General features: G+C 60.1%; 10 protein-coding genes and 4 tRNA genes. 4 read left to right on the top strand and 10 right to left on the bottom strand.

Annotation, left to right across the window (positions count from 1 at the left end):
- Positions 1-125: 125 nt before the first annotated feature.
- The 7 genes from ACA047_RS04510 to rluD all read right to left on the bottom strand — a co-directional run bounded on the left by ACA047_RS04510 (position 126) and on the right by rluD (position 5,328).
- Positions 126-202: transfer RNA gene (locus ACA047_RS04510), tRNA-Pro, on the bottom strand.
- A gap of 94 nt (positions 203-296) precedes the next feature.
- Positions 297-372: transfer RNA gene (locus ACA047_RS04505), tRNA-Lys, on the bottom strand.
- 5 nt (positions 373-377) lie between these two features.
- Positions 378-454 (bottom strand) — tRNA-Pro (locus ACA047_RS04500).
- 7 nt (positions 455-461) lie between these two features.
- Positions 462-537: transfer RNA gene (locus ACA047_RS04495), tRNA-Asn, on the bottom strand.
- A 412-nt stretch (positions 538-949) separates the two neighbouring features.
- Positions 950-3,514 carry an ATP-dependent chaperone ClpB gene (gene clpB, locus ACA047_RS04490; RefSeq protein WP_497357048.1) on the bottom strand — a complete coding sequence of 855 codons (2,565 nt, stop codon included), beginning with the start codon at positions 3,512-3,514 and terminating at the stop codon, positions 950-952.
- Between the two features lie 129 nt (positions 3,515-3,643).
- Positions 3,644-4,369: a peptidoglycan editing factor PgeF gene (pgeF, locus tag ACA047_RS04485; RefSeq protein ID WP_497357046.1), complete on the bottom strand. Its 726-nt coding sequence runs from the start codon at positions 4,367-4,369 to the stop codon at positions 3,644-3,646.
- On the bottom strand, positions 4,366-5,328 hold the full coding sequence (rluD, locus tag ACA047_RS04480; protein WP_497357044.1) for a 23S rRNA pseudouridine(1911/1915/1917) synthase RluD: 963 nt from the start codon (positions 5,326-5,328) through the stop codon (positions 4,366-4,368). The genes pgeF and rluD overlap by 4 nt, the downstream gene beginning before the upstream one ends.
- 151 nt (positions 5,329-5,479) lie before the next feature.
- On the opposite strand from rluD, the gene ACA047_RS04475 reads away from it, so the two are divergent.
- The 4 genes from ACA047_RS04475 to ACA047_RS04460 all read left to right on the top strand — a co-directional run bounded on the left by ACA047_RS04475 (position 5,480) and on the right by ACA047_RS04460 (position 9,815).
- Positions 5,480-6,496: an outer membrane protein assembly factor BamD gene (locus ACA047_RS04475; RefSeq protein WP_497357042.1), complete on the top strand. Its 1,017-nt coding sequence runs from the start codon at positions 5,480-5,482 to the stop codon at positions 6,494-6,496.
- A 163-nt stretch (positions 6,497-6,659) separates the two neighbouring features.
- Positions 6,660-6,893, top strand: a complete 234-nt coding sequence (locus tag ACA047_RS04470; protein ID WP_497357040.1) for a PP0621 family protein — start codon at positions 6,660-6,662, stop codon at positions 6,891-6,893.
- A complete protein-coding gene (locus tag ACA047_RS04465; RefSeq protein ID WP_497357038.1) occupies positions 6,883-8,472 on the top strand; it encodes a sensor histidine kinase in 1,590 nt (529 codons plus the stop codon). Before ACA047_RS04470 ends, ACA047_RS04465 begins: the two co-directional genes overlap by 11 nt.
- On the top strand, positions 8,469-9,815 hold the full coding sequence (locus ACA047_RS04460; protein ID WP_497357036.1) for a sigma-54-dependent transcriptional regulator: 1,347 nt from the start codon (positions 8,469-8,471) through the stop codon (positions 9,813-9,815). The genes ACA047_RS04465 and ACA047_RS04460 overlap by 4 nt, the downstream gene beginning before the upstream one ends.
- A 187-nt stretch (positions 9,816-10,002) precedes the next feature.
- Here ACA047_RS04460 and ACA047_RS04455 read toward each other — a convergent pair whose 3' ends face one another.
- The 3 genes from ACA047_RS04455 to ACA047_RS04445 all read right to left on the bottom strand — a co-directional run bounded on the left by ACA047_RS04455 (position 10,003) and on the right by ACA047_RS04445 (position 12,458).
- Complete coding sequence (locus ACA047_RS04455; protein WP_135847230.1) at positions 10,003-10,368, bottom strand: DUF6124 family protein; 366 nt, start codon at positions 10,366-10,368, stop codon at positions 10,003-10,005.
- A gap of 531 nt (positions 10,369-10,899) precedes the next feature.
- Entirely contained in the window at positions 10,900-12,000 is a 1,101-nt protein-coding gene (thiO, locus tag ACA047_RS04450; RefSeq protein ID WP_497357034.1) for a glycine oxidase ThiO, read from the bottom strand.
- A 56-nt stretch (positions 12,001-12,056) separates the two neighbouring features.
- Complete coding sequence (locus ACA047_RS04445) at positions 12,057-12,458, bottom strand: type IV pilin protein (protein ID WP_497357032.1); 402 nt, start codon at positions 12,456-12,458, stop codon at positions 12,057-12,059.
- Positions 12,459-12,461 lie beyond the last annotated feature (3 nt).

Genomic DNA, 12,461 nt, shown 5'->3' with positions numbered 1-12,461 from the left:
CAAGCTCGGGCCGGTCCATTGTTCCGAGCCATCGCTCGATCAAAAGTTATACGATGATTTGAAGCGTGTGTTTTTTTCACAGGCAAAAAAAATCCCCGTATCTTTCGATACGAGGATTTTTAATATGGTCGGGGTAAGGGGATTCGAACTCCTGACATCCTGCTCCCAAAGCAGGCGCGCTACCGGACTGCGCTATACCCCGGTAAAAAAAAGGCGACCTTTACAAGTCGCCTTCTTCGATCAGCGCTTTTGGCCTCTGATCTTAAGATTCGATTCCAGCAAGCTGGTTTCAAAAATGGTGGGTCGTGTGGGATTCGAACCTACGACCAATTGGTTAAAAGCCAACTGCTCTACCAACTGAGCTAACGACCCAAAGATGGTCGGGGTAAGGGGATTCGAACTCCTGACATCCTGCTCCCAAAGCAGGCGCGCTACCGGACTGCGCTATACCCCGATTGAAATGGCTCCGTGACCAGGACTCGAACCTGGGACCCAATGATTAACAGTCATTTGCTCTACCGACTGAGCTATCACGGAACTGATATTTCAAGTTACAACGTTGAAGCTAGCTTCAACCTCTTCTACCCGTCTACATCGCTGCGTTCGTGTGTCTGAGGCGCGCTATTCTACAATCTTAAAAACCTCTGTCAACCCCTTAAATTGCTTTCAAGACAATGATTTGCAACTTATTTTGGATTCGTTCTCAGGGAGAAGTAACCCTTGGGGTGACGTACTGCGGGGCGCACTTTACAAGCCTTTTCCTTTGAGTTCAACGGCCTGATGAAAAAAATGGCCTCGCAAAGCGAACACCGGTGAATCAGAAAAAGTTCAAGGGTCGTGGCGAGGGAGCTTGCTCCCGCTGGGTCGCGTAGCGGCCCTTCAAAAGCGAGGAGTGCTCCGCCCTCCAGCGGGAGCAAGCTCCCTCGCCACAAAAGCTCCGGCAGTCGACTCAGTTGAAGACGATTTCGTCGTTCTCCACGGTGCCGGTCACGGTTTCGCCTGGCATGAAGCGACCGGACAGAATCAACTGCGCCAGCGGGTTTTCGATCCAGCGCTGGATCGCCCGTTTGAGCGGCCGTGCGCCATAGACCGGGTCGTAGCCTACCGCAATCAATTTGTCCAAAGCCTCGCTGCTCAGTTGCAGCTTCAGCTCGCGCTCGGTGAGACGACTGCGTAGACGACCCAGCTGGATCTCAGTGATGCCAGCGATCTGATCACGGGCCAGCGGCTCGAAGATCACCACTTCGTCGACGCGGTTGATGAACTCCGGCCGGAAGTGGGTGGAAATCGCATCCATCACGGCGGCGCGTTGTGCCTCGCGGTCACCGACCAGCTCCTGGATCTGCGCCGACCCCAGGTTGGAGGTCATGACGATCACCGTGTTGCGAAAGTCCACCGTGCGCCCGTGGCTGTCGGTCAGGCGCCCATCCTCCAGCACTTGCAGCAGGATGTTGAACACGTCCGGGTGGGCCTTCTCGACCTCATCGAGCAGGATCACCGAGTACGGCTTGCGACGCACAGCCTCGGTCAGGTAACCGCCCTCTTCATAGCCGACATAACCCGGTGGCGCACCGATCAGGCGTGCCACGGAATGTTTCTCCATGAACTCGGACATGTCGATGCGCACCATGGCCTCTTCCGTGTCGAAGAGAAACTCGGCCAGTGCCTTGCACAGCTCGGTTTTACCGACACCGGTCGGGCCGAGAAACATGAACGAGCCGCTCGGACGGTTAGGGTCCGACAGCCCGGCACGGGACCGGCGCACGGCGTTGGAAACCGCCACCACCGCTTCTTCCTGACCAATCACGCGCTGGTGCAGCAGGCTTTCCATCTTCAGCAGCTTGTCGCGCTCGCCTTCAAGCATTTTCGACACCGGAATACCGGTCCACTTGGAGACCACTTCGGCGATCTCTTCTTCAGTGACCTTGCTGCGCAGTAACTGATTTTCGCTCTTGCCGTGCTGGTCGACCATTTGCAGGCTGCGCTCCAGGTCCGGGATCACCCCGTACTGCAGCTCGGCCATGCGGTTGAGATCACCTTTGCGGCGGGCCGCTTCCAGTTCCTGGCGGGACTGTTCGATCTTTTGCTGGATCTGCGCCGAGCCCTGGACTTCGGCTTTCTCCGAGTTCCAGATCTCCTCGAGATCGGAATACTCGCGCTCGTGACGAACGATTTCTTCCTGCAACTTCTCCAGACGTTTCTTCGCCGCTTCGTCGCTTTCTTTCTTCAACGCCTGGGATTCGACCTTAAGCTGAATCAGGCGCCGCTCCAAACGGTCCAGCACTTCGGGTTTGGAGTCGATTTCCATGCGGATGCGGCTGGCGGCTTCGTCGATCAGGTCGATGGCCTTGTCCGGCAATTGGCGGTCAGTGATGTAGCGGTGGCTGAGCTTGGCTGCCGCGATGATCGCACCATCGGTGATCGCCACTTTGTGGTGAACCTCATACCGCTCCTTAAGGCCACGCAGGATGGCGATGGTGTCTTCTTCGCTCGGTTCCTCCACCAGCACCTTCTGGAAGCGCCGCTCAAGGGCCGCATCCTTCTCTATATATTGGCGATACTCGTTGAGCGTGGTCGCGCCGACGCAGTGCAACTCGCCACGGGCCAGCGCAGGCTTGAGCATGTTACCGGCGTCCATCGAGCCTTCGCCCTTGCCCGCACCGACCATGGTGTGCAGCTCGTCGATGAACAGAATGATCTGCCCTTCCTGCTTCGACAATTCATTGAGCAAGGATTTAAGCCGTTCCTCGAACTCACCACGGTACTTGGCACCGGCGATCAGCGACCCCATGTCCAGGGACAACAGGCGCTTGCCCTTGAGACCGTCCGGCACTTCGCCGTTGATGATGCGCTGGGCCAGGCCCTCGGCGATGGCGGTTTTACCCACGCCGGGCTCACCGATCAACACCGGGTTGTTCTTGGTGCGACGTTGCAAGACCTGGATCGTGCGGCGAATTTCGTCGTCGCGGCCAATCACCGGGTCGAGCTTGCCTTCTTCGGCGCGCTTGGTCAGGTCGACGGTGTATTTGTCCAGCGCCTGGCGGGATTCCTCATGGTTGGCGTCATTTACTGCTTCGCCGCCACGCAGGTTATTGATGGCATTCTCCAGGGCTTTCTTGCTCACGCCCTGGCCGAGCAACAACTTGCCGAGCTTGCTGTTCTCGTCCATGGCGGCGAGCAGCACCAGTTCGCTGGAAATAAACTGATCGCCCTTCTGCTGGGCCAGGCGGTCGGCCTGATTGAGCAGCCGCGCCAGATCCTGGGACATATTCACGTCACCTGTAGGATTCTGGATCTTGGGCAACTGGTCGAGTTCTTTGGCCAGCTCTTTGCGCAGGCTGTTGACGTCAAAGCCCACCTGCATCAGTAATGGCTTGATGGAGCCGCCCTGCTGCTCGAGCATGGCCTGCATCAAATGCGCCGGTTCGATACCGGGATGGTCCAGACCGACAGCCAGGGATTGGGCATCGGACAAGGCCAATTGTAATTTGCTGGTTAAACGGTCAATACGCATGGGTCACCTTCCTTTTGAGCAGGCCGGACCAAAAAACATCCTGAATGAAGAAACCTGCCAGATACCGTTATAGATGCGGTCGATTCTGGAAGTTTCAAGCAGGGTGCCCTTGATGCAGATCAGGGAAGTCTAGCGTTCGATCCAGACCAGGGAGGCGAATCGACCGGTGCGCGAGTTGCGGCGGTAGGAAAAGAAGCGTGGGTCGGTCACGGTGCACAGACCGCCACCGTAGACCTCCGTGACACCGCGTGCCGCCAGCCGCAGACGTGCCAGCGCATAGATGTCGGCCAGGAACTTGCCAGCGTTGTGGCTCGGTACAAAGGCTTGTGCCGCCAGGGCCAGCTGCGTGACGAAGGCTTCACGCACCTCAGGCCCGACCTCGAAAGCCTGTGGGCCGATGGCTGGACCGAGCCAGGCGAGGATTTCCTCGGGTGGCACTTGGAGGCTATCGAGGGTGGCTTCCAGCACGCCATTCGCCAGCCCGCGCCAACCGGCATGGGCCGCCGCGACGCGGGTGCCGGCACGGTTGCAGAACAACACGGGCAAGCAGTCCGCTGTCATTGCCGTGCAGGCGATACCTGGCGTAGCGGTCCAACTGGCATCGGCGCTGGCGACCTGGGCCGGGTCAGCCTCGACCACGACAACCCCGTGGACCTGTTGCAGCCAAGCCGGACGTATGGCGAATCGATCGGTGAGGCGACGGCGGTTTTCGGCGACGGCGGTGGGGTCATCGTCAACATGGTCGCCGAGGTTGAGGCTGTCGAACGGCGCCAAGCTGACGCCGCCCGTACGGGTGGTGACGCAGGCCTTTACCCGGGCCGGCACGGGCCAGTCGGGTATCAGCCAGTCATTCATCCGATGAACGCCTCGCGGTCCTGCTTGAGCAACGTCAGCAGCCAGACGAAGTCATCCGGCAACGGCGATTCCCAGCTCATGCGCTTACCGGTGGTCGGATGGTCCAACTCCAGGAAGCGTGCGTGCAACGCCTGGCGCGGGAAGTTTTTCAGCGACTCGACCATCGTCAAGCTGGCGGCCGGCGGAATGCGGAAACGACCGCCATACGCAGGGTCACCCACCAATGGGAAGTTGATGTGGGCCATGTGCACACGGATCTGGTGGGTACGACCGGTTTCCAGCTTGACCCGCACGTGAGTGTGGGAGCGGAAGCGTTCGAGCACGCGATAATGGCTAACCGCCTGCTTGCCGCCCTCCATCACCGCCATGCGCTGGCGCTGCTGGCCGTGACGGCCGATCGGGGCGTTGATCTTGCCGCCGGCGGTTACAACGCCGATCACGATGCATTCATAGATACGGCTGACACTGCGGCTTTGCAGTTGTGTGACCAGCTGTGTCTGCGCCTGAATGGTCTTGGCCACCACCATCAGACCGGTGGTGTCCTTGTCCAGGCGGTGCACGATGCCGGCGCGGGGCACATTGATGATGTCCGGCACGTGGTGCAACAAGGCGTTGAGCAGGGTGCCATCAGCATGGCCGGCCGCCGGGTGCACCACCAAGCCCGCAGGCTTGTTGATGACCAAGATGTCGTCGTCTTCATAGACGATGTCCAGCGCGATGTCCTGGGCGACCCATTCACCCTGGGCCTCCTGCTCAGCGGTCAATTCAAGAATGGCACCGCCATGGACGATGTCGCGTGGGCGGATTAGCGCCCCATCCACCGTCAGGCGGCCGTCCTTGATCCAGGCGGAAAGGCGCGAGCGCGAGTGCTCAGCGAATAGTTGTGCGGCGACTTGATCGAGGCGTTGGCCGCCCAATTCGGACGGCACCTCTGCGCGAAGTTCTATTTTATCGGACATGCTCGGACTAGGCGTCGGCACAGCCTTTGGTTTCGGCTGCGCGCTTGTGGTTAAATACGGCGTCTTTTGCCCCGAGGCTTTTCAACGGGGCGCTCATCATAACAGGACGGCCCCGCCCAAGACAGCGGCCGTCATAGGGACGCAAGCCGCCATGCAAGTGAAACACCTGCTGCTGATCGCCATCCTCGCGTTGACCGCTGCTTGCTCGTCTAAGGAAGTCGTAGACGAAAACCTGAGCGAAGTCGAATTGTACCAACAGGCGCAGACCGACCTGGACAACAACAGCTACACCAGTGCCACAGCGAAGCTCAAGGCCCTGGAGTCGCGTTATCCGTTCGGTCGTTACGCCGATCAGGCCCAACTGGAGCTGATTTATGCCAACTACAAGAACGCCGAGCCGGAAGCTGCGAAATCCGCCGCCGAGCGTTTCATTCGTCTGCATCCGCAGCACCCGAACGTCGATTACGCTTACTACCTCAAGGGCCTGACCTCCTTCGACCAGGACGTCGGCCTGCTGGCGCGCTTCCTGCCGCTGGACATGACCAAGCGTGACCCGGGTGCCGCGCGCGACTCCTACAACGAGTTCGCCCAGCTGACCAGCCGCTTCCCCAACAGCCGCTATTCGCCGGACGCCAAGCAGCGCATGATCTACCTGCGCAACCTGCTGGCTTCCTACGAAATCCACGTAGCGGACTACTACCTGACCCGTCAGGCCTACGTTGCCGCCGCCAACCGTGGCCGCTACGTGGTGGAGAACTTCCAGGAAACCCCATCGGTGGGTGACGGCCTGGCAGTGATGACCGAGGCGTATCAGCGTATGCACCTGGACGACCTGGCTGCCAGCAGCCTGGAAACCCTCAAGCTGAACTACCCGAACCACCCCTCCTTGGCCGACGGCCAATTCACCCCGCGGGTTGATGAAGCCGACAACCGTTCGTGGCTGAGCAAGGCCACCCTGGGCCTGATCGAGTCCAGCCCACCCCTGCCGCCGGGCGAAACCCGCGCCAACCAGGACGTGCAGCGCCAGTTCCTGGATGCCAAGGCAGCCATTCCGAACGATCTCAAGCCCAAGGACGAGAACGGCGACGTGATCGAAGAAGCAGAGCCTGAGAGCAAATCCACCGAACGCTCCTGGTTCAGCCACCTGACCTTCGGTCTGTTCGACTGAGGTCAAGACGCTGATCATTCCCACGCTCCTGCGTGGGAATGCATGCCGTGACGCGGAAAGGGAGACCCGATGGTCTCCTTTTTTGTGCCTGGATTTTATTGCGCTGTGCGCCGTTCCTGTCCTTGGCTAAACTGCCGGATCATTAGCCAAAAAGCCGCCCATCATGCTTCGTTTACTGTTCTGGATCGCCCTGATTGCCGCCGCGGTATGGTTCTGGCGCAAGTTCAAGGGCGCCTCCTCCGCGCCGAACGCCCCTCGGGAGCAGGACGCACCGCCCATGGTTCGTTGCGCCCATTGTGGCGTACACCTGCCTCGCGACCGGGCGCTGGCCCTCGAACAACAGTGGTATTGCAGCCAGGCTCACCTAGAGCAAGGCCCGGGCAATCGTGAACGTTGAGGCGTTAAGCCCGCGCGTCAAACAGACGCAGCGCCTGCTGCGTCTCTATCACCTGTACCGTTTAAGTATCGGCATCACCCTGGTGCTGCTGATCTCCAGCAACATGGACAACCGTTTGCTGGAGTTCGCCAACGACGACTTGCTGCGCAGCGGCAGCTGGTTGTACCTGGTGTTGAACATCCTGTTGGTGGTGTTCCTGGAAAACACCCGCAACCCTGCCCGACTGTTCGGCCTGGCACTCACCGACGTGCTCTTGCTCTCGTGGCTGTTCTTCGTCGCGGGCGGTGCCCCCAGCGCCATCGGCAACCTGCTCATCGTCTCGGTAGCCATCGGCAATACACTGTTGCGTGGCCGAATCGGCCTGTTGATCGCCGCCGTTGCCACGATCGGCATCGTCGGGTCGAGTCTCTTCCTTGGCCTCAGCGACTCGAGCGGTCCCAGCAGTTACTTGCAGGCAGGCACCCTCGGGGCGTTATGTTTTGCTGCTGCATTATTGGTACAAGGCCTGACCCGGCGACTGGAAGCCAGTGAAACCCTGGCCGAGCAACGAGCCAGCGAAGTGATCGGCCTCGAAGCGCTCAACGCACTGATCCTGCAACGCATGCGCACCGGCATTCTGGTGCTCGACCGCCAGCGCCGGGTGCAATTGGCCAACGAAAGTGCGCTGAACCTGCTGGGCATGCACGATCTGATCGGCCAGCAGATCGACGACTACTCCAGCGCCCTGGTCGAACGCCTGCAACTGTGGCTGAACAACCCCAGCCTGCGCCCGCAAAGCCTGACCGTTACGGGCACAGGCCTGACACTGCAACCAAGCTTCATTGCCCTGGGGCATAACGATCAACACCAGATCCTGGTGTTTCTCGAAGACCTGGCCCAGGTTGCCCAACAGGCCCAGCAGTTGAAACTCGCCTCGCTCGGGCGCCTCACTGCCGGTATCGCCCATGAAATCCGCAACCCCTTGGGCGCGATTAGCCACGCGGCACAATTGCTGCGCGAATCCGAGGAACTGAACGAGGCAGACCGGCGTCTGACGCAGATTATTCAAGATCACTCCCAACGAATGAATCGCGTCATTGAAAACGTCCTGCAACTGTCCCGCCGCCAGCAAACCACGCCCCAACGCCTGGACCTGCGGACCTGGCTCGACCAATTCGTCCGGCAGGCCCGCGAAAACACGGCCGAGCACCAGCAGTTGCACCTGAGCATCGCCCCCGGAGACTACATCACGCTCATGGACCCCGGCCAGTTGACCCAAGTGCTCGATAACCTGCTGCGTAACGCCTGGCGCCACAGCGCGCTGGGCCATGAAGAGGCCGAAGTCTGGCTGAAACTGTTCACTGACCCCCACAGCCAGTTGTCCACACTGGACATCATCGACAACGGCCCCGGCGTGTCACCGGACCAGCAAGCGCATTTGTTCGAACCCTTCTTCACCACCAGCAGCCAGGGCACCGGCCTTGGGCTCTATCTGTCCCGTGAGCTGTGCGAAAGCAACCAAGCCCGCCTAGACTTCAAACCACGCCAAGGCGGCGGCTGCTTTCGCATCACTTTTGCTCACGGACGGAAACAGATTTGAATACACGCTCACGGCAACGAATCCTGATCGTCGACGACGAACCGGACATCCGCGAACTCCTGGACATCACCCTGGGCCGGATGAAACTCGACACCCGCAGCGCCAAAAACCTGGCCGAGGCCCAAGCCCTGCTGACGGGCGAAGCGTTCGACCTGTGCCTGACCGACATGCGCCTGCCCGATGGCACCGGCCTGGAACTGGTGCAACACATCCAGCAACGTTACCCCCAACTGCCTGTGGCGATGATCACCGCCTACGGCAGCCTGGAAACCGCCATCGACGCCCTCAAGGCCGGAGCCTTCGACTTCCTGACCAAACCGGTCGACCTGGGTCGGCTGCGAGAGCTGGTGACCAGCGCCTTGCGCCTGCCACCGGTCGCCACGCCGGTCACGACCATCGAGCGCTGCCTGCTGGGTGATTCGCCACCGATGCGCAGCGTGCGCAAACAGATCGAAAAACTGGCTCGCAGCCAGGCACCGGTCTATATCAGCGGGGAGTCGGGTTGTGGCAAGGAACTGGTCGCACGGCTGATTCACGATCAGGGTCCCCGCTCCAACCAGGGTTTTGTGCCGGTCAACTGTGGGGCCATTCCCACGGAACTGATGGAAAGCGAATTTTTCGGCCACCGCAAAGGCAGCTTCAGCGGCGCCATCGAAGACAAACCCGGGCTGTTCCAAGCCGCCCATGGCGGAACCTTGTTCCTTGATGAAGTGGCCGACCTGCCCCTGGCGATGCAGGTCAAACTGTTGCGGGCGATCCAGGAAAAAGCCGTGCGCGCTGTCGGAGGCCAACAGGAAGAAGTGGTGGACGTACGGATTCTCTGCGCCACCCACAAGGATCTGGACGCCGAAGTCGCCGCCGGGCGCTTTCGCCAGGACCTGTACTATCGGCTGAACGTCATCGAACTGCGCGTGCCACCCCTGCGTGAACGCCGTGAAGACATCGAGACACTGGCCAACCACATGCTCCAGCGCCTGGCGGCCAACACCGGCAGCCCTGCGGTAAAGCTCCATCCCCAGGCCTTGGACGCCCTCAAAAGCTACCGTTTTCCAGGGAATGTGCGGGAACTGGAGAACATGCTCGAACGCGCCTACACCCTCTGCGAACACCAACAGATCGAAGCCGACGACCTGCGCCTGGCCGAAGGCAATGGCACCCCCGACACCGGCAACCCCGATTTGATGCAGGTCGACAACCTGGAAGACTACCTGGAAGACGTCGAGCGTAAGCTCATCCTCCAGGCCCTGGAGGAAACCCGCTGGAACCGCACGGCGGCGGCGCAGCGGTTGAAGTTGTCGTTTCGGTCGATGCGGTATCGGTTAAAGAAGTTGGGGTTGGATTAAAGCGCGGTCCTGAAGCCCCTACTTACCCCGTGGCGAGGGAGCTTGCTCCCGCTGGGCTGCGAAGCAGACCCGAACCTGACATCTCGGAGTGTCAGGTTGATCGAGTCGCTGCTTTTGGGGGCTGCTGCGCAGCCCAGCGGGAGCAAGCCCCCTCGCCACAGGTTCTGTGTTTGCCTTGGCAGCTCTTCTAGCCTTGCGCCACCGGCACCTGTTTATCCAGAACTCGATTGGCCAACAACTCGCTCAGCTCAATCAACTGCTGCACTCCCAAGGCAACATGTCGCCGCGAGCCTTCGAGCTCGAAGGCCAGGTCGCTGACCGTTGCGTTGGCAGAGGCCAGGGTTTCGCTGAGGTTGGTGAGGAGGCATTCGGTGTCGATGCTGTCCACGACAGTGAATAGCTGGTTTGAGGCGGGTTTCTTTTTGGCTTCAGGTTTTGGGCCGAGGTAATAGTCGAGGGCGCGCTGGGCGGCTTCATCGAGTTTTTGAGAATCGAGCCCGCCATGGGCTGACGAGGGATCGGTTTCGGGGGGATTGGGTGTGACTTTGATCATCGTGCATCTCCAAGTTTTGGAGCTGCCACCGATCGCCGCGACGCGATTGGGAGTGGCAGCTGTACGCAGGTTCGCGGACCGAACTTGGAGCCTCCGGCATACCCGAAGGTATCCCACGCACAGCCAGCCATGACGGAACGACAAATACCGAAGCACTGTCGTCGACTGGAATTATGCACCAAGTTAGCGGGCCGCGACGCCCGGACGCTGAATTGGCAGCGACGGAAAAAGGTTAACGAGAGACCTTCCCACCCGGCAACCGCCAGAACTCGTCGGAAAATTCGGTTTGAATTAGGACCTTGTCCGACCATTCCCACAAAGCCAGGTCGGCTGTGAAGGCGGTGTGTATATCCGTTTCTTCGATAACGGCTGCTTATGGTTCCGCTCTTACAGCGGCTCACTTTTGAGAAGCGCGAAAGTGACCCGCCGTAAGAGCGGAACCATAAGCGGCCGTTACCGCAGCAATGGATATGTACTCGATCAACACACCGCCGTCGCGAGCAAGCCCGCTCCCACAGGAAAAACCGGACCTTACAAGCGCCCCGCCGGCGCATAAGGCACAGGATCAATCACCGGCTCACGCCCCAACATCAGATCAGCAAACAACCGACACGACGCCGGCGCCAACACCAACCCATTGCGATAATGCCCACAGTTCAACCACAGCCCCGCAAACCCCGGCACCTCGCCGATATAAGGAATACCTTCAGGCGATCCAGGCCGCAACCCAGCCCAATGCCCAACCACCTCAGCCCCCGCCAGCGCCGGAATCAGCTGCTGGGCCGAAGCCTTCAGACTCTCCAGCGCTTTATCGGTCGGGGTCTTGTCAAAGCCTTCACGCTCCAGCGTGCTGCCGACCAAAATATGCCCGTCGCGACGCGGGATCGCATAACGCCCCTTGGCCAGGACCATGCTCGACAGAAAATCCGACGCGCACTTGTACAAAATCATCTGGCCCTTGACCGGCTCGACCGGCAATTTCAGCCCCAGGGTCTTGAGCAGCTCACCACTCCAGGCGCCAGCCGCCAGCACCACCTGATCGCCACGAATCTGCCCCGCAGAACTGTTCACCCCCACCACACGCTCGCCATCGCGAATGAACCCGCTGACTTCGCAGTGCTCATGAAGCGTGACATTGGGCAACGCCAGCAATGCAGCCTTGAGGGATTTCACCAACCGGGGATTACGTACGTTGGCCACGTCGGCCATGTAGATCGCCCGGGAAAAACCCGAGCCCAGCACTGGCACCGCATCATGGACGGCCGAAATATCCACAGCCCGCAGCGGACGCCCTTCCCGCTCCGCCCAGGCCAGCGCTTCGACCTGATCGTCCAGGTCCAGCCAATACAGACCGGTGACATACACTTGCGGATCGACCCCGGTAGCCGCAAACAGACGCTGACCCAGTTGTGGATAAAAATCCTGCGACCAATGGGCCAGCGCGGTGACCGCCGGGCTATAGCGCCAGGGGTATAGCGGCGAAACGATACCGCCGCCAGCCCAGGACGCCTCCCGGCCGACACTGGAGCGGTCCAGTAGCACCACACGTTGCCCTTCGCACGCCAGATTGAACGCCGTCAGCAGGCCGATGACTCCGCCGCCGACAATCACCACTTGCTGTTGCCTGGTCATGTTCTGATTCGACTCATAAGACAGGGGGCGCAAGACAGCGCCCGAATAAAAGAAACTCAGCGGCCCCAGCAATCCTTGGTGGTCAGCCCGGCAGCGGCGTTGAGCATGCCGCGTACGCCGGTGTTGTTGATCGTGAAATCACCGCATTTGTCCGTTGCCATCGACGAGCCGCTCTTGCGCACGGCGGTCAGGGTAAAACTCTGGTCCGCCAGCGTCGGGGTAATGGTGTAGAACGTGTTGCCACTGCTCAGGCCGGTCGCGTTGGTGTAGACGTTATTCTTTGAATAGTAGCGCTCGAGAATTTGCGCCTGTTCCGACAAGAGGCCGGCGATTTCGGTGCGTCGACCCTTTTTCATGTATTCGGTCAGGCTCGGATAGCCGATGGTGATCACAATACCGATGATCGCAATCACGATCATGATTTCGATCAAGGTGAAACCCTGGTTGGATTTGCGCATTCC

This window comes from Pseudomonas sp. LBUM1664 (assembly GCF_059695895.1).
The sequence above is the reverse complement of the archived record's forward strand: the minus strand, read 5'-3'. Positions and strand labels throughout refer to the sequence as shown.